Here is a 17,277-nt window from a genome sequence, read left to right as displayed (position 1 = left end):
TCTGGGCAGGCGACTCTAAAAAAGCAAGCGTGCTTGCTTTTTTAACCCTTGACTCGCATCCTGGCCGGGTGAGTGAGGCATCCGGTACACCCGGCAGGCAGGAGCAGGAGCGCAGCCGCGTCACGCGCCAGCGTCTGATGGAGGCGGCCATTGGCGCGCTCTCCGAGCTGGGGTGGGCGGGCGCGACCATGACTGTGATTGCCGAGCGCGCGGGTGTGTCCCGGGGCGCCTGTCAGCACCACTTCCCCACCCGCGCCGACCTGGTGGCCGCCGCCGTGGAGTACGTGGGGCACCAGCAGGTGGAGGCCGTGCTCCGCAAGGCCGCCCAGCTGCCGGCCGATGCTCGCCGCACGGAGGCCATCCTCCACATGCTGGCCGGCATCTACCTCAGCCCTGTCTTCACCGCCGCGGTGCAGCTCTGGGTGGCCGCCGTGGCGGACGCGGAGCTGCGCGCGCAGTTGGCCCCGCTGGAGGCCCGCGTGGGGCGGGAGTTCCACCGACTGACGGTGCAGTTGCTCGGCGTGGATGACAGCGTGGCGGAGGTGCGCGAGCTGATTCAGGGCACGCTCGACCTCATCCGGGGACTCGCGCTGGCCAATCTGCTGAGGGACGACAGCGCGCGCAGGAAGAAGGTCCTCCACCGCTGGGCGCTCACCCTGGACGAGGCCCTGAGCGCCCGGCGCACCCGCAGAGGCTGAGGACCGCAGGTTTCATGAACGACCTCCACATCAGGAGCTGACCATGGGCTACCGCTCTCTCTTCGCACCGGGCTGTTTCAGCAACCGCACCATCGTCGTCACCGGCGGCGGCAGTGGCATTGGCCGCTGCACCGCGCACGAGCTGGCCGCGCTGGGCGCCAACGTCGTCCTGGTGGGCCGTAAGCCCGACAAGCTGGAGGCCGTCTCGCGGGAAATCCAGGAGGACGGCGGCAAGGTGTCCTTCGAGGTGCTCGACATCCGCGACGAGGAGGGCGTGAAGGCCACCGTGGCGCGCATCATCGCTGCGCACGGCCCCATCCACGGCCTGGTCAACAACGCAGGCGGGCAGTTCCCCTCGCCGCTGTCGGCCATCTCCAAGAAGGGCTTTGACGCGGTGGTGTCCACCAACCTCACCGGCGGCTTCCTGATGGCGCGGGAAGTCTATCTCCAATCCATGAGCAGCCACGGGGGCTCCATCGTCAACATGCTCGCGGACTCGTGGGGCGGCATGCCGGGCATGGGACACTCCGGCGCGGCGCGCATGGGCATGCTCAACCTGACGCAGACGGCCGCCGTGGAGTGGGCCGCGTCTGGCGTGCGCGTGAATGCCGTGGCGCCCGGCTGGGTGGCCTCCAGCGGCATGGACAGCTACAAGGACGAGGGCGTGCGGGCGATGATTCCCCTCCTCAAGAAGGAGGTGCCGCTCCAGCGGCTCGCCACCGAGTCCGAGGTGAGCGCCGCCATCGTCTTCCTGCTCACCGACGCCGCGGCCTTCATCACCGGCGACGTCATCAAGATTGATGGTGGCGCGTCGTGCAACACCAAGATTTTCCCGCTGGAGGAGACCACCGCCTCCAAGCCCTACGAGGGCTTCCACCGCGCGTCGGCGCCGCGCATCCTCGGGGGTGAGTCGAAGGAGTAGAAACAACACCCCGCTTCCGCCAACGTCGCGCGGAAGCGGGGCGCTGCCCGCTCAGAGGCCGTCCGGGTAGCAGAAGCCGTAGGTGCGGTCGTAGCCGCCACCTGCGAGCGGGTAGGACACGTAGCCCAACTCTTCACCGGGGCCGCAGTCCGAGCGAGCACGGGTGTAGGGGAAGCAAGTGCCGCGGCCCGTGCGGTTCAGGTCGAGACACACGCCGCGCGCGCCCTCGGCGCCGCAGAACTCCGCGTAGCCCAGGGTGCACTCCTCGCCGATGAGGGCCGGGTCGAAGTCGAAGCCACTGGCCACCTGCACGGCCTGCTCCTGACACAGACCCTGGACGCCGCACACGGTGCCCGTGGGGCAACCCGGGTCGGCGGCCATGAAGTCACACGTGGCCATGCACGTGCTCGACGAACCCCAGGCCGTCGTACAGGCGTAGCCCTCCGCGCAGTCCGTGGCCGCCAGTTCGTACTCGCTGGTGGGCGCCGTGTATGTGCACGCCTCGCCGTGCGTCTTGGTGCCGAGCGACCGCTCCAGCGTGCCGTCATCCGCGGCGCGGTTGGTGGCCACGCAGGTGTGACCAGGGATGTTCGCCGTGAGTGAGCCCTCGCGAGGGTCACACCCGCCGTTGCGGGCGGTGTTCCACGTCGCGAAGCGAATCCACCGGCATTCGCCGCCCGCCACCGGCGCGGTGCCGGTGTAGGGCGCATACAGCGGCGGCGCGGCCACGGACTGGCGCAGCGTCACGTTGGCCAGCGCGCCAATCGTCTGCTGCGGCGTCACCTTGAACGCGAGCAGCAGCGTGCCCGACTCCGCCACGAAGGTCTTCGCCGTGGAGGTACCGGAGTCCTGGACACCCCAGACGCACTGTTCACACGTGAAGAGGTTGGTACCTCCAGTCGTCAGGTCATAGACGCCCGGCGCCGTATTCACATCCAGCCGGATACGGGCGACATCCGCCACCGCCGGGTCGCCCTGGTCGGAGAACGAGCCGACGTAGGTCGGCTGCGGGCCATACTGCACCGGCGTCCGCTCGATGCCGTTCGTCAGCTCGCCCATCGTGATTTCGGTACACCCGGCGGGCGGCGACAGCAGCGCCGCCTGCTCCTCCGCGGCGCGCAGCGTCTCCTGCTCAGCGGCAGGAGGCGGAGGGTCCACCGGCTTCTCCGGCGCACCACAGCCCACCACCGCGGTCAGCAATGCCACACTCCAACGCCACCCACCTGCAAATGCAACTCCAGAACGTCGATTCGCCATGAGGTCCCGTCCAGTTGCCATCCCGGCCATTCGGCTTGCCTCGATTGATTCAAGGCAAAGCGAGAATTAGTCGTAGGGTCTGACATCGAACAACGGGCCGCTCCAGCCCCTGACGATTGCTTTCGCGGCGGTGCCTATTGGCTTTCGCCCCGTGGAGGGTTGGCCCAAGTCGAGCGACTGCGCGACAGCCCGCCCGCGGGCAAGCCTATGGCCACTACCTCTGAAGAGGTATGGCCGGCCACGGCTGGCTCCGGGATGTTTGGCATCCCTTTATCCAAGGAGATGCCATGGTTGACGATCTCAGCAAGCGAGGCCCTGCGGACCGCTCACGCATCAATGTCAATGAGCCCTGGGAGGTGAAGTGGTGGTGCAATGAATTCAAGTGCACGGAGGCGGGGCTGCGCGCCGCGGTGAAGGCCGTGGGCGTGATGGTCGTCGACGTGAGGCGATACCTGGGCAGATAAGAGCGCGCTCATGACAGCAGCGCCGGAGGTTGAGTGCCTCCGGCCGCTGCACCTCTGTGCGCCTTCTCCAAAATGGCTTCAGCGCCACATGATGGAAACAGCGAGTTCCTCAGGCAAGCCGAACGACGCGGCACTTCTGGCACAGAGGATACTCGGCGAGGAATCCACTGATTCTGGCCAGCATCTCTTCGTAACTGCGGCCATACATGTAGAACGCCGTTTCCGTGGGCCCCTGCCAATAGCTATGAATCATGCCCTCTTCGCCCAGCAAGCGCTCGCATTCGTCATGGACGTGATTGCTATCGCACGAGGCATAGACCTCCGCGGGCAAGTCCGTGCCGTTCAGGTACAGCCCCAGCCCTTCATCTGAGCCGAACGGAATCGAGCCCTCATCGTCGGGCAGAATGACCTCGGAGCCCTTCGGCGCCAGCATCTCCCCCACCACGGCGGCAACCTTCTCCGCAAGCTCGCGCGAGTAGTCATCAAGCTCGATGTCGATGTCGCAACGCTCGATCTCTCCATCGGGCGCCATCAGCGTTCCTCCGCCGGTGACGCGTGCGCCCAATCCCAGCGTTTCGGCGACCTCGTCGAAGGCATCCTCCAACTCGGCACGGTGCATGGGTTGCAGTCGCGCATTCAAAGCGAGCACGATGAGATCCGGCTTCTTCTTCCTGAAAAATCGAAGCATCACTTCAGTCCTATTGCGTTGGAACAGGTCAATCCTGGTCCCTGCATTCACCTGACGGGACCTATGTCCGGAAGCGCACGACGCTCACGTCGAGGGCACCAGCTTCCACATCCAGGACCTGGCGCATCAGCTCCAGCGCACGCGCTTCATCAAAGCTGCCGGAGCCCGCGCCAATGACGGGGAAGGCGACGGAGCGCAAACCCTGCTCGCGGGCCTTGGCCAGAGCATTGCGGACCGAGTTCTGGATGGAGCGCTCCGAGGCGCGCCAGAGCATGTCGATGCCCGCCACGTGGATGATGGCTTTGAATGGCAACCGCCCGGCGGAGGTCACCACCGCCGAGCCCAATGGAATGGGCCCGGCCTTCGCCACCTCACGGAAGGGTGCGAGCCCCGCCCGGCGCTTGATGGCGCCGGACACCCCCTGCGGCAACAGCAGCCACCAGGGGATGATGTTCCGGTTCCAGGCATTGACGATGGCCTCCACCGGCTGGTCCAGCAAATCCCCTTCGACGACAGAGACGGGCATGGCGCGGACTCTAGCGCCAGCCCGCCTCGGGTGGGGGTGCCTGGGTGCTCAGTCGCACGCGTGCGTGTGCGTGTGCTCCGTGGCCTTCGGGCTCCAGCCTTCGTTCCCGTCCTTCTCGAAGAAGAACTTCGCGCGCGGGCGCTGGCGCGTCCCCACCTCGTTGAGCGTGGCCGCGTCGTACAGGCGCCCGTTCACCATGGTGTAGCGCACCGAGCGGCTGTGCTTGAGGTCCTGCAAGGGATTGCCATCCAGCACGATGAGATCCGCCAGCTTGCCCTCTTCCAGCGAGCCAATCTCCCCGTCCAGGCCCAGGTAGCGCGCCCCGCTCAGCGTCGCCGAGCGCAGCGCCTGCAGCGGCTTCATGCCGCCATGGCCGAACATCCAGACCTCCCAGTGCGCCGCCAGGCCTTCACGCTGGCCGTGCGCGCCCAACTGCACGCTCACGCCCGCGTCACTCAGCTCGCGCGCCACGGTGGCGGCGGCGAAGTGGTTGAACTCGTCGTCCGGCACGTGCATGGACGGCCGGCGGCTGCGCGAATCCACCACCCGGCGCGGGACGAAGGACAACAGGCGCTCGTCCTCCCACACGTTCGTCTTCTGGTACCAGTAGTTCTCACCCCAGACGCCGCCGTAGGCCACGCCCAGCGTCGGCGTGTAGCCGGTGCCACTCTTGCCCCACAGTTGCTTCACGTCCGCGTAGATGCGCGCCACCGGAATCGCGTGCTCCACGCCCGTGTGCCCGTCCACCACCATTGTCAGGTTGTGCTGGAGCAGCGAGCCGCCCTCCGGCACCACCAGCATGTCCAGCTCGCGCGCCGCCTGGAGCACCTTCTGCCGCTGGTCTCTGCGCGGCTGGTTGTAGCTCTTCACGCTGAAGGCCCCCATGGCCTTCATCCGCCGCAGGTGCGAGCGCGCGTCGTCCACCGTCTCAATGGGCGCGCGGTAGCCCGCGCCGGACGCGCCATAGAGGATGGTGCCCGTGGAGAAGATGCGCGGCGCCACCACGCCGCCCGCCCGGGCCAGCTCACTGGCGGCGAACACCTCTTCCGAGGAGTTGGACGGGTCGTGCAGCGTCGTCACGCCGAAGGCCAGGGACGACGCATGCACCCAGCTCTGCTCGGGCATCAGCCCGTCCATGCCCATGGCCCCATGCCAGTGCACGTCGATGAGGCCGGGCATCAACGTCTTGCCCTTCACGTCCACCACCTTCGCCCCGGACGGCACCTGCACCTTGCCCACCGGCCCCACGGCGACGATGCGGTTGTTTCGCACCACCACCACGCCCTGCTCGATGACCTCGTCACCCTTCATGGTGATGACGCGGCCCCCCACCAGGGCCAGCGTGCCCTCTGGCGCGTCCGCCTTCACCGGGAAGGAGAGGTCCACGCCCTTCTCCGGCGCCTCCGGCAGCTTCTCCGGCGCGCCGTCGATGAAGGCGAAGCTCTCCTTCAGTGCACGGGTGAAGAGCTCGGGCCCCAGCGCCCAGTGCAGGCGCTGGCTGTCGCCGGACCAGTGCAGGTACTCGCCCGCGTCCCGGCTCACCTTCGCCAGCGGCAGCGCCTTCGCGCCGGGCCCCACCGTGGCCGCCTTCGCGCCCAGCGCGAAGGGGACGACGAAGGCGTTGAAGTTCTCCCGGAACGCCACCCACCGCTCGTCCGGGGAGACGCGCAGTTCGGTGGCCTCCGCGCTCGTCAGGTGCGTGCGCTCCTCGCTCCCGCTCAGCCCGATGCTCTTCAGCGAGCGGACGTCTTCCTTCTCCTTGTGCTCCACGTGCAGGAAGTAGACGCGGTCCGAGCGCGCGCCGAAGTGCGGCTGCTCACCGTCACGCGCCAGGCGCTTCGGCGTGCCGCCACTCGCGGGCATCGCGAACAGGCCCGTGTTCCGGCTCCACAGCCCGGGCATCAGGTAGCCGTCCCCGGACGCGCGGTACACCAGCGTCTTGCCATCCGGGCTGAACGCGGGCTCCACGTAGTAGCCCGGCTGCTGCGTCAGCACCTTGCCCTCGCCGCCGGTGGCGGACACCACGCGGATGGTGCCCAGCTTCTCGTCGTCCCACGTCGTGTAGACGATGGAGCGCCCGTCCCGGGAGAACGACGGGTAGAACTCCAGGTGGTCGTCCTGCTTCGTCAGGCGCCGGGGCGTACCCGCGGGCAACTCCTTCACGTACAGCTTGCCCAGCGCCTGGTACACCACGCGATCCCCCTTGGGGGACACCTGCACCCAGCGCAGCATCTTCGTGGAGAAGCGCTCGGGGGCCACCGCCTGTGGGCTGCGCACGGCCTCGAAAATCGTGCGCGTGCCCCGTACGCGGAAGGCAATGGGCGTCACCTTCTTCGTGGCCACGTCGATGCGGTGCAACTTGCCGCCCGCCCAGAAGACAATCGCCTTGTTGTCCGGCGTCCACGCCATGCCCGGATACACGCCGTGGATGGCCCACGTCTCCTGCATGTCCCGGTCGAGCCCGTCGTACAGCGGGCGCTCCGCGCCGGACGCCACGTCGGTGACGTAGAGCACGCTCTTGGCGCGCACCCGGCGGACGAAGGCCAGTTGCTTGCCGTCACGTGACGGCGTGGGGCGGATGGCGCCGCCCGGGCCCGTGATGAAGGGCTCGATTTCCTTCGTCTCCAAATCCAACCGCTGGATGGCGTAGATCTGGCCGTTGGGGTCCTTGTTGTATTCGAAGCTCTTCCCCGGCGAGACGTCCTGGCTGAAGTAGACGTGGCGCCCGTCGGGTGAGAAGGCGGGCTCGCCCAAATCCTTCTGGTCGTTGGTGCGCTCGGTGAGCTGCACGCCCTCGCCGCCGGCGCGGTGGTACATCCACACCTCGCCCGCGCCCAGCGAACGCCGCGCGGTGAAGTGCTTGCGCGCCACGATGAACTGCCCGTCCGGGCTCCACGCGGGGCTGTTGAGCAGGCGGAACTTCTCCTCCGTCACCGCCCGCGCATTCGAGCCGTCCCGGTCCACCACCCAGATGTTGTCTCCGCCGCCCCGGTCACTGGTGAAGACGATGCGCTTGCCGTCCGGGCTGAAGCGCGGCTGCATGTCCCACGCGACGCCGGACGTCAGTGCCTTCGCTTCGCCGCCGCCCATGGGCAGCACGTAGATGTCCCCCAGCAGGTCGAAGACGATTTCGTCTCCGCGCGGGCTGACGTCCACGTTCATCCACGTACCCTCGGTGACGTCGATGTTCACCTGACGGGCGGGGAAGCCCGGCGCGTCCACCTTCCAGGTGTCTCCTCCTTCCTTCTCCGCCTTCTGCGCGGCATCACCGGACGGCGGAAGCGGGGCGTCTACCTCGGCGGCGCGGGCCGCTTCGCGCGCGGCGTCCTTCGTGTCGGGTGCCGGCCGTGGCGGGTCCTGCCGGACCGCGGGAGGCTTCGCCGGAGCCTGCTGCGCGGCCATGGGCGCGGCGGGCATCAGCAGGACGGCGAGGAGGGAGGAGGTCAGTCGTTTCACCAGAAGTCCTCTTGAGGAAGAAACCGTGTGTCGGGTGGCGGAGACTATCCGGCCCCCAGGGGCTGTTGGATGCCGGCCGAGAACAGGCGAACAGGCGCGCCTCTTCCGGGCTGTGTAAGCTCACGCCCGCCGAGCAGCACTGATTCCGGGGGGAGTCTCCATGCAGACGCGTCAGAAGCTCGCCGTGCTCGTCATCCACGGCATTGAAGTGGATGACCCGGGTCTCTATGACACCGCCGTGCGCCTGCTGCGCCAGCACTTCGCGCAGCACGCGGGGGCCGGGCCGGACACACTCGCCGTCGAAACGGTGAACTGGGCCTCCGTGCTGGAAGGTGCGGAGAAGGACCTGCTCGCCCGCTACGCCCCGGCCGACGCGGACACGTACTGGAAATCCCTCTATGACAGCGTGCGCACGGTGAACCAGGGTCACGAGTCCGCGCTCGTGCCGATGATGCTCCGCTTGATGCGGCCGTCCCTGCGCGGCATGGACCTGCGCTACCCTGGCCTGCGGTGGATGCTGGTGCACTTCGTGGGCGACATCATCGCCTACCAGACGAACCCCGCCGACCCGGACGTCTACACGGGCATCCACCGCAAGGTCGCCGAGGCCCTGGGCCGCCTGCGCCAGCAGGCCGGTGACACCGCTCCGCTCTGCGTCATCGCGCACAGCCTGGGCAGCGTCATCGCCAGCAACTACTTCTACGACTTGCAGGCTCAGCGACTGGCCGGGCGGGACATCATCGAGGAGACGGTGCGCGCGGCCCAGGGCAGCTCGCCCCTGGAGCGCGGCGAAACGCTCAGCCACTTCTACACGCTGGGCAGTCCCATGGCCCTGTGGAGCCTGCGCTATCCCCACGCGGAGCTCGACCAGCCCGTGCAGGTCCCCGCGCCGGAGCTGGCACGCCACCATCCGGGGCTTGGCGGACGGTGGCTCAACTTCCACGACGAGGACGACGTCTTCGCCTGGCCGCTCCAGCCCCTCAGCGCCGCCTATCACGCCGCGGTGGAGGACCGCGCCGTGCGCGTGGCGGGCCCGCTCTTCTCGTGGACACCCCTGGTCCACCCCTTCTACTGGTCGGATGACGCGGTGATGCGGGACATCGGCACGTCGCTTGCCGGCGCGTGGAAGCAGCGCTCCAGCGCCGCGGCCGTGGCCTCCTAGCGTGGCGTTCCGGGCCCCCGTCAAAACACAGTGCGCCATGCGGCCCTGAATCTGGTATCGCGCCCCTCATGTCGGACGACTTCACGCTTCCTGAAGACAAGGCCGAGCGGATGGAGCGCTGCGCGATCTTCTACACCGACGTCGTGCCCCACAATCACGCGCTGGGGCTGAGACTGGTGGACATCCGCGCCGCCGAGGCCACCGTCGAGCTGCCCTACGCGGAGAACCTCGTCGGAAACCCGGAAACCGGCGTCATCGCCGGCGGCGCGGTGACGACGCTCATCGACGCCACCTGCGGCACCGCCGTTTTCCTCAAGCTGGGCCGCTTCGCCCCGCTCGTCACGCTGGACCTGCGCATCGACTACCTGCGCCCCGCGCGGCCCGGCATCGTTCTCACCTGCGTGGCCGAGTGCTACCGGCTCACCCGCCAGGTGGCCTTCGTCCGCGCGTTCGTCCACCAGGGCGACCCGGGCCACCCCGTGGCTTCCGCCCAGGGCACCTTCATGCGGACAGAGGAATGACGACCATGTCCGAGTCCACGACGCCTCCCCTCGCCGAGCTGGTGCGCCAGGTGCGCAAGACGCGCGAGTACAAGCGCCTCACCGACGCCATCCCCTACACGCGTTTCATGGGTATCGGCGTGGAGAACCTCGCCGGCGAGATGCTCTGCCGCATGGCCTTCAACCCGAGGAACATCGGCAACAGCCTGATTCCCGCCCTGCACGGCGGCACGCTCGGCGCGCTGCTGGAATCCGCCGCCGTCTTCGAACTGCTGCTGCAGACGAACACCGAGCGCGTGCCGAAGGTCATCTCGCTCACGGTGGACTTCCTTCGCTCAGGCAAGCCGCAGGACACCTTCGCCAAGGCGCTCATCACCCGCCAGGGCCGGCGCGTGGCCAACGTCCGGGTGGATGCGTGGCAGGACGACCGCACGCGGCCCATCGCCAGCGCGCACGCGTTGTTCCTGCTGTCGGAGCCGTAAGCCTTCCGGGAGTGGAACCGCTGACGGCGGGATGCCCTCGAAACCCCGGAGGCGCTGGAACAGGAGCCCTCGCCCCGCTGCCCGCCACCCTTGCTCCGCGCCGTCCTCCGCCTCCACCTTCGGTTTGATGTCTCGCTCGGGACATGGGAGGCAGACGATGAAGCGATGGCTGGGTGGGGTGGTGGCGGGCGCGCTCACACTGGGCGGCGGCGCCCTGGCACAGCAGAACGGCACGGACGACACGGAGAGCATGGTCCGCATGGGCCGTCCGGAGGCCATCGACCAGGGGCAGGCCCCGGAGCCGTTCGAGGAAGGCACGGGGGGCGCCGGTTCCCAGGGCACTCCGCCTGATGCGCGCGGCGTGGCGCTGCTGCGGCAAGGCCTGCTGCCCATCCCCACCGACGAGAAGGCGTTCCTCGACGAGCTCCACCACGCCAACCAGCAGGAGGTGAAGCTGGGCCAGCTCGCACAGCGGCAAGGCAGCTCCCAAGGCGTGAAGGACTATGGCGCGCGGCTGGTGAAGGACCACCAGCAAGCAGACCAACGCCTCATGGCCTACGCCCGGAAGCAGAACCTGACGCTGGCCGCGCCCCAGGCGGACACCGACTTCGCCAGGACGATGGAGCGCGCGGAAGAAGCGTCGATGGCGAAGCTCCAATCCCTCCAAGGCCCCGCGTTCGACCGCGCCTTCCTGGCCGCCATGGTGGGCGACCATGACGCGGACATCGCCAAGGTGATGGCGGGTCAGCAGCAGTTCTCCGGCAACGCCGGGCTGCAAGCGCTGCTCGGGGACACGCTGCCCACGCTGCGCGAACACCGGCAGCAGGCGTACCGGCTGCTGGGACAGGAAACTCCCCGCCAGGCACGCAGGGCTCCCGGCGGACGCTGACGTCAGCGCGCGGTGACGTCCAGGACTCGGGACTCCATCTCCCCGGCGTGACTCCACGTAATCAGGTCCGTGCTGCCCTCCTCCTTCCCCCTCAGACGCACCACGCCCTGACGCGACACGGTGACTTCGACGAGGCTCGGTTCGCCCACCGCGATGCGCTGGAGTCCAGGAACGGCCAGTTCGTGCACGTCGCCTACGCGCAGGACAATCGGCGATGCGGCCATGCGCCCGGGCCTCTCGGCTCGCGGCGTGGCGGCGTCGGACTGGAACAGAAAAGACGGCTTCAACAGGAGCACGCCCAGGACCACCAGGGAACCCGCTCCCGCCAGGGCCAGGATGCCCCGGCGGCCCCATGCCGGCGAAGGCAGGGAGAGCACCGCCATCAGCGCCTCCATGGTGGGGAAGCGGTCCTCGGGCGCGTTTGCGAGCCCCCGCGCCAGCGCGGTGCGGAGATGCCTCGGCACGCTCGAAGTTCGCGGTGCGGCGGAGTCAGCAAGGTGGCCGGGACGCTCACCGTGGAGCGCTTCGTGGAGCGCGACACAAAAGCTGTACTGGTCGCTGCGGGCGTCCACGGCCCTTCCCGCGCGCTGCTCGGGAGACATGTACGCCGGCGTTCCCGCGGCCTGTCCCCACTCCGTGAGCATGGAGGCCTTCGATGCACCCGCGCTCACACCGGCCGGCGCCTCGGGAGACGCCCCCGTGCCGCGCCTCGCGAGCCCGAAGTCCGTGACGCGTACCCGGCCGTCGCGCCCCACCAGCACGTTGGACGGCTTGAAGTCGCGGTGCACCATCCCCGCGCGATGGGCGGCGGCCAGCCCCGCTCCCGCTGCCAGGAAGACCTCCAACACGTCCCGCCATGGACGCTCGCGTTCCCGAAGCCAGTCCGCGAGCGTCGTGCCGTCCACCCACTCCATGGCCAGGAAGTCGTGCCCCTCCGCCGTCCCCAACTCGAAGAGCGGCAGCACGTTGGGATGTGAGAGCCGCGCCATGGCCTGGGCCTCGCGAAGCAGCCGCTCACGACCCTGGTCCTGCGCGCCCGCGAGCAACGGCCTCAACAGCTTGAGCGCCACCCGCCGCCCCAGCCGCAGGTCATCCGCCGCGTACACCACGCCCATCCCGCCCATGCCCAGCACGCCCTGCAGCAGATAGGCCCCCAGCCGCGTCCCTGGCGGCAGGACCGGCTCCTCCCGCGCGTCCGGCAACGTCGCCGCGCCCGTGTCCCACCGCGTGGGCGCCTCCGCCTCACGCTCAACGGCGACTGCGCCCGGCAGGGAGGAACTGGCCGCCACCGCCGCCACCAACGCCCGGCAGTCCGCGCAACCGTCGAGGTGCGCTTCCACCACCGCCACCTTCCCCACGGGAGCCGAGCCACTGACGAAGGCCGCGAGCAGGTTCTCATCCGGACATGCGGACATCGGAGGACGGAGCAACAGGTTCATGGCGCGCCTCGAATCATCGCAGCCCGGGTCCGCGCCGAACAGCCCACCCGAGTGTTCCCTCCCTCGAAGGCAGCTCCGCTGGCGCGCCGACCCGACCTCCCACCTCGTGTCAGCCCCTCCCTGTAGACAGGTCGTCGTGGAGGGAACGTTCCTTCCACGCGACGGCCGCGAAGGCAGGGGGACGGGCGGATGTACACGTTGGCGGAGATGCGCGCTTTCAGGCTGCGTGACGCGGCGGAGCTGCTGGCACAGCGGGGGTTCGACAACGTCCGGGCCGCGGAACTGGCCCGGGCCACGCGGCTCTCGGTGGGCTCGCTGTATCGTTACTACGGCAGCAAGCAGGGCATCGCGAGGGCGATACGGACCCTCACCGAGCGCGAGCTGTCCTACACGGGTTTCGTCGCCTACCAGATGGCGGATGGCGACCCGCTGCGGCAGGGCTTTCGCGACGTCTTCATCGCCTTCTGGCGCGAGTTCGCGACCTGGGCGCTGTTGCAGCCCCACCTCGTGGGCTTCACCTTCCTTCACAACCATCCGGACACGGACCCACCGGGCGAGCATGACGGACGGACGCGCGCGCAGGTGCTGGAGGTCCTCGAACATGGCGAGCGCGAGAAGGCCTTTCCCAAGGGCCGCACCTGGCTCCATGAGTGCATGGTGTGGGGCGTGCTGTCGGAGCTCGTGCGCCGGGCGGGCCGGGGCGAAGTGGTGAGTGAAGAAGACGTCGAGACCGCCGCGGAGGTCCTCTGGAAGGCGCTCTCTTTAGATGAGCCCTCCAAGCCTCGAGGTGGTGGCAATCCGCCTCCGGGAGGTGACCACGCGCCTCCCTGTGGGAATGGCCCCGAGCCCATCTCCGGCGCGAGCCTCGTGCTCATCAAGAGCGTGACGGTCGGTGATGCACCGCTCTCGCATGCACCTTGTCCCCGGCCGGTTCCGTCGGCGCGAAGCCCTGGTCCAGCGGCGCCCACGCCCCTCATCCCTGCGCGGAGGAGCGCGGATTCCATTCATGTCACATGGCGGCACCATGGCCACCGATGCCCTGCATCAATCGGTGACGACGATGCGGTAGCTGCTGCGCTTGTTCTCGGGCCCCGCCCACACGAGCAGCGTTGTCTCACCGGCCTGCTTACCGATGATGCGCAGCACCCCTTTGCCGAGCGCCTTGATGTCCGCAATCTCCGGTTCGTCAATCGCGATGCGGGCCATTCCCGGAATTTGAAGGTCGCGATGGCTGCCCTTCTTCACGACCACCGTCTCCTCGGTGGTGGCCGAGGCCCCAGAAGACGGGGCCGGCTTCGACTCCTCCGCCAGCGCAGGCGCTCCCACCAACGCCAGCGCAACCAGGGCAAAGCCAATTCGGTGATGCATGGTGTGTATCCTCCAAGAGGGGGTTGTTCCACCTTCACCCGGATGACACCGGCCATGCTGGAGCGTTGCACGCGGCCGCGAAAAAAGTCCGCGGCCCCTCAGGAAGCCCCAGGCGTGCTCAGCAGGGACGGCAGGCTCAGGTCCAGCTCTCCCTGGACCACCCGCATCAGGCTGTGCAGTTCGCCGGAGGTGAGCCGGAGCCGCTCCGCCAACCGCTGACGTGTGCCCTCCAGCGCCGCTTCCCGGGCGCGGGCCACCCAGCGCGACACGGTGGACTTGTGCGTCTGGTACATGGTGCCGATGCGCTCCAGGCTCAGCCCCTCCACCACGTGCAAGCGCAGCACGGTGCGCTCCCGCGTGGGCAGGGCATTCAGTGCCTCGGAGAGCGCCGCCTGGAAATGCTCGCGGTGGTTCTTGCGCAGGTAGTCCAGCTCGACGTCCGCCATGCCCGCCTTGGTTGGCAGCGGGAGCGCCTCCGCCTCCTCTTCGGCGTGGGCCCTCCGGCGCTCCGAGCGCTGGAGGTTGAGGGCGGTGCGCACCGCCGCCGCCCGCAGCCAGGCCGCGAGCGGACCACTGCCCTGGTACTCCGTCATGCGCGCGGGCCGGCCAACTTCCGGGACGAGCAGCCGCTCGCGCAGGTGTTGGACCACCTCGGAGGGGTCCACGCCCGTGTCCCGCATCCGAGCCAAGGACGCCGCCGCCTTGGGAAGAACGTGACGCTCCAGCGCGGCATGCGCCGCGGCGTGCCCCCGCACACAGGCGCACGCCAGATAGAGGTCCGCGGCATGCACGGTGGCCAGCACCCGTGAGGGGTCCTCGTCCCGTGGCAGGCACGAAGCGAGGTGGAGCAGGAAGTCTTCCTCCGCCAGCGTCACGCCCGGCCAGGCCTGCCGCGCCGCGGCGCAGAGCGCGGCCAGCGTGTCCTCCAGCCCGGGCAGGGCTTCGTAGCCCTCACGTGCCCCGGGGCCGAGCTGCTGGAGGAAGACGAGCGAGCGGCTCTGCTGCATTCGCATGCGCACCTCGGCACCGCGCGTGCCTGGAGCGACACGGCTCACCCACCTTGTTACCCCGTTCCCTCCTCCCGTTTCCACCCGCCTTCACGACAGCTCGGCGAGCAACTGCGCCAGGAGGTCGCCAAAGGCCTTCACCTTGGGCGGCGTGGGGCGCGCGGGCGGCCACACCAGCCACAAGGCCCCCCGCTCCACCCTGTGCTCGCGCACGAAGGACCGGACACGGCGCTCGCGCGGACGCTGAGCCACGCCCGCCTGGACATCCTGCCCGGACAGAGCCACGTGACCCACGTCACCGCGCCTGAATTGCTGGCGCGCGAGGTCTCCGCGTTCCTCCGCGAAGAGCCCGCGCGCCTGGGTCCTACATGGACACGGACTTGCTTGGGTCGAGCTGCTTCTTCTCGGGCTCGTGTGTCCGGGCCTGCGTGTCCGCCTTCTTCGAGGCGTCCCGGCTCTTGCGCGGGGCCTCGACCTCCGCCTTCACCGGCGCCTCGCAGTGGTCACCCTTCCGATTCGGGTGGCAGTGCCGGATGCCATACACATGGTGACACCCACAGGGGTCCACCCGCTTCTTCGCGCACGCGGAGGGATTGAACACCGGGGCTGCCACCTCCACCGGCGTCTGTGCCTGCTCCTTCTCCACGGGTCCCGCCTGCAACGCCACCGCCAGGAAAATCCCACCAAGGAAACCCATCGCCCACCCCCTACCTGGATGCTGCGGAATGGATGGGAATGGAATCCGGACGTGACAAGTCCCGGGGCGATTGGAGCCTCGCCGTCCGCTCTCGGGCTGACTTTCGCCCGGCCGGGCACGTCCCGGCCGCGGCCGCGCGCGGCTCCGAATTCGCTCGCCTTCCCGCCTGTGCCCCCAGCATCCTCTGCTCCTGTTTTCGGGTTTCGGCTCCTGGCGTCAGCTTCCCTGGGCGCTCCCGTCGCTGCCGCGTGTTCATCCCATCTGGGGGATAAGAGTCATGAGTTGGAAGCAGCGGCTGGAGAAGGTCTCAGAGGGCCATTACGTCCTGGCGAAGACCAAGAGCATGAAGGTCGATGCGGACCTGTTCCTGTCCGACAAGTTGCTGTGGGGGGAGGGCCCCGAGCAACCTGGACTGGAGGACTCTGTCTTTGACCAGGTGGTGAATGCGGCATCCTTCCCCGGGGTCACCCGCGTGGCTGTCACACCCGACTGTCACCTGGGCTACGGCGTACCCATTGGCACGGTGGTGGAAACGGACGGCATCCTCCTGCCCACCGCCGCCGGCTATGACATCGGCTGCGGCATGGTGCAGTTGCAGACGACGCTCACCGCCGAGGACGTCGCCGACGCCACGAAGCGCCGCCGCTGGATTGAAGAGGTGACGAAGCGCATCGCCGTGGGCGTGGGCGCCAGCCGCGTGCAGAAGCAGCGCAGGGTGACGGACCGCACCTTCGCGGACGTGGTGCGCCACGGCGCCAAGGCCCTGGGCCGGGGTTCGTCCGTCACCGAGCGCGACTACATCCCCGTCGAGGACGACCGGGTGGACATCCCCGAGCGCGCCTTCGGCAAGCGTGAGCAACTGGGCAGCCTGGGCGGCGGCAACCACTTCACCGAGATGCAGGTGGACCAGGACGGCCGCGTGTGGGTGATGCTGCACACCGGCAGCCGCGGCTTCGGGTGGAACATCGCCAAGCACTTCTTCGTGGAGGGCGCCGCGCAACTGGGACTCAAGAGCCGCAGCGAGGACCATGTCTGGCTGGACGCGGAGAGCCCGCTGGGCCGCGACTACTGGAACCTCCACAACATGGCGGCCAACTTCGCGGTGGCCAACCGGCTCATCATCGGTGAGGCGGTGTGCGCGGCGCTGGAGGACGTCTTCGGCGGCACGGCCAGCGTGTATTACGAAATCTCCCACAACCTCATCCAGAAGGAGGCGGGGAAGTTCGTCGCCCGAAAGGGCGCCACGCGCGCGTTCCCCGGGGGACACCCCGCGCTGAAGGGCACGCCCTGGGAGAAGACGGGCCACCCCATCCTCATCCCGGGCTCCATGGAGACGGGCAGTGCCATCCTCTTCGCCGAGCCGGGCGCACAGAAGTCCATCTATTCGGTGAACCACGGCTCCGGCCGCCGCATGTCGCGCGGCGAGGCGAGGCGCGTGCTGAAGCAGGACGCCACCGACAAGCGCATGGCCGAGGCGGGCATCCTCCTCAATACCCGCCAGACGCCGCTGGACGAGTCCGGCCCTTGCTACAAGAACCTGGACGACGTCCTGGAGACGGTGGAGATGGCGGGGCTGGCCCGGGTGGCCTACCGGCTCAAGCCGGTGGCCTGCATCAAGGGCGCGGACTGAGGCGGCCCGGGCGGCGCATGGTCGCCTGCCTGCCGCCAATCCCTGGGAGGCGGGCGGCCCCGGGTCATTTCCGGCTCGGTGCGTAGGGCTCG

General features: G+C 68.8%; 17 protein-coding genes and 1 pseudogene. 9 read left to right on the top strand and 9 right to left on the bottom strand.

Going from position 1 to position 17,277, the window contains the following annotated elements:
• The first annotated feature begins 29 nt into the window (after positions 1-29).
• Both F8M74_RS09915 and F8M74_RS09910 read left to right on the top strand, forming a co-directional pair.
• Positions 30-698, top strand: a complete 669-nt coding sequence (locus tag F8M74_RS09915; protein WP_141255422.1) for a TetR/AcrR family transcriptional regulator — start codon at positions 30-32, stop codon at positions 696-698.
• Positions 699-741: 43 nt separating this feature from the next.
• A complete protein-coding gene (locus F8M74_RS09910) occupies positions 742-1,620 on the top strand; it encodes an SDR family oxidoreductase (protein WP_141255421.1) in 879 nt (292 codons plus the stop codon).
• 51 nt (positions 1,621-1,671) lie between these two features.
• Here F8M74_RS09910 and F8M74_RS09905 read toward each other — a convergent pair whose 3' ends face one another.
• Entirely contained in the window at positions 1,672-2,826 is a 1,155-nt protein-coding gene (locus tag F8M74_RS09905; RefSeq protein ID WP_228559656.1) for a hypothetical protein, read from the bottom strand.
• Positions 2,827-3,164: 338 nt separating this feature from the next.
• On the opposite strand from F8M74_RS09905, the gene F8M74_RS09900 reads away from it, so the two are divergent.
• A complete protein-coding gene (locus tag F8M74_RS09900; RefSeq protein WP_141255420.1) occupies positions 3,165-3,341 on the top strand; it encodes a DUF3606 domain-containing protein in 177 nt (58 codons plus the stop codon).
• Between the two features lie 109 nt (positions 3,342-3,450).
• On the opposite strand, the gene F8M74_RS09895 is transcribed toward F8M74_RS09900, so the two are convergent.
• From F8M74_RS09895 to F8M74_RS09885, 3 genes are all read right to left on the bottom strand, one after another.
• A complete protein-coding gene (locus F8M74_RS09895) occupies positions 3,451-4,029 on the bottom strand; it encodes a hypothetical protein (protein ID WP_141255419.1) in 579 nt (192 codons plus the stop codon).
• Between the two features lie 61 nt (positions 4,030-4,090).
• Positions 4,091-4,555 carry a macro domain-containing protein gene (locus tag F8M74_RS09890; protein ID WP_141255418.1) on the bottom strand — a complete coding sequence of 155 codons (465 nt, stop codon included), beginning with the start codon at positions 4,553-4,555 and terminating at the stop codon, positions 4,091-4,093.
• A gap of 48 nt (positions 4,556-4,603) precedes the next feature.
• Entirely contained in the window at positions 4,604-8,011 is a 3,408-nt protein-coding gene (locus F8M74_RS09885) for an amidohydrolase family protein (RefSeq protein ID WP_141255417.1), read from the bottom strand.
• Positions 8,012-8,171: 160 nt separating this feature from the next.
• Here F8M74_RS09885 and F8M74_RS09880 point away from each other — a divergent pair, with 160 nt between their 5' ends.
• The 4 genes from F8M74_RS09880 to F8M74_RS09865 all read left to right on the top strand — a co-directional run bounded on the left by F8M74_RS09880 (position 8,172) and on the right by F8M74_RS09865 (position 11,044).
• A complete protein-coding gene (locus F8M74_RS09880; protein WP_141255416.1) occupies positions 8,172-9,173 on the top strand; it encodes a hypothetical protein in 1,002 nt (333 codons plus the stop codon).
• Between the two features lie 68 nt (positions 9,174-9,241).
• Positions 9,242-9,694 (top strand): PaaI family thioesterase, encoded by a 453-nt coding sequence (locus F8M74_RS09875; protein ID WP_141255415.1) that lies wholly within the window; start codon positions 9,242-9,244, stop codon positions 9,692-9,694.
• Entirely contained in the window at positions 9,691-10,155 is a 465-nt protein-coding gene (locus tag F8M74_RS09870; RefSeq protein ID WP_141255414.1) for a PaaI family thioesterase, read from the top strand. The genes F8M74_RS09875 and F8M74_RS09870 overlap by 4 nt, the downstream gene beginning before the upstream one ends.
• A 157-nt stretch (positions 10,156-10,312) precedes the next feature.
• Positions 10,313-11,044, top strand: coding sequence for a DUF4142 domain-containing protein (locus F8M74_RS09865; protein ID WP_228559660.1), 732 nt, complete (start codon positions 10,313-10,315; stop codon positions 11,042-11,044).
• Positions 11,045-11,046: 2 nt separating this feature from the next.
• Here F8M74_RS09865 and F8M74_RS09860 read toward each other — a convergent pair whose 3' ends face one another.
• Positions 11,047-12,483 (bottom strand): protein kinase, encoded by a 1,437-nt coding sequence (locus F8M74_RS09860; RefSeq protein ID WP_141279555.1) that lies wholly within the window; start codon positions 12,481-12,483, stop codon positions 11,047-11,049.
• Positions 12,484-12,672: 189 nt separating this feature from the next.
• Here F8M74_RS09860 and F8M74_RS37790 point away from each other — a divergent pair.
• Positions 12,673-12,783, top strand: a pseudogene (locus F8M74_RS37790) (hypothetical protein); the annotation flags it as partial.
• Between the two features lie 744 nt (positions 12,784-13,527).
• On the opposite strand, the gene F8M74_RS09850 reads toward F8M74_RS37790, so the two are convergent.
• The 4 genes from F8M74_RS09850 to F8M74_RS09835 form a co-directional block, all read right to left on the bottom strand.
• Complete coding sequence (locus F8M74_RS09850) at positions 13,528-13,851, bottom strand: pilus assembly protein N-terminal domain-containing protein (RefSeq protein WP_141279769.1); 324 nt, start codon at positions 13,849-13,851, stop codon at positions 13,528-13,530.
• 98 nt (positions 13,852-13,949) lie between these two features.
• Positions 13,950-14,864 (bottom strand): sigma-70 family RNA polymerase sigma factor, encoded by a 915-nt coding sequence (locus F8M74_RS09845; protein ID WP_216619877.1) that lies wholly within the window; start codon positions 14,862-14,864, stop codon positions 13,950-13,952.
• 84 nt (positions 14,865-14,948) lie between these two features.
• Positions 14,949-15,152 carry a hypothetical protein gene (locus tag F8M74_RS09840; RefSeq protein WP_141607756.1) on the bottom strand — a complete coding sequence of 68 codons (204 nt, stop codon included), beginning with the start codon at positions 15,150-15,152 and terminating at the stop codon, positions 14,949-14,951.
• Positions 15,153-15,222: 70 nt separating this feature from the next.
• A complete protein-coding gene (locus tag F8M74_RS09835; RefSeq protein ID WP_141258762.1) occupies positions 15,223-15,555 on the bottom strand; it encodes a hypothetical protein in 333 nt (110 codons plus the stop codon).
• A gap of 277 nt (positions 15,556-15,832) precedes the next feature.
• Here F8M74_RS09835 and F8M74_RS09830 point away from each other — a divergent pair, with 277 nt between their 5' ends.
• Complete coding sequence (locus F8M74_RS09830) at positions 15,833-17,185, top strand: RtcB family protein (protein WP_141258763.1); 1,353 nt, start codon at positions 15,833-15,835, stop codon at positions 17,183-17,185.
• Positions 17,186-17,277 lie beyond the last annotated feature (92 nt).

The sequence above is a fragment of the Myxococcus sp. CA023 genome (genome assembly GCF_010998615.1).
In the GTDB taxonomy this organism is placed as follows: Bacteria; Myxococcota; Myxococcia; order Myxococcales; family Myxococcaceae; genus Myxococcus.
The sequence above is the reverse complement of the archived record's forward strand: the minus strand, read 5'-3'. Positions and strand labels throughout refer to the sequence as shown.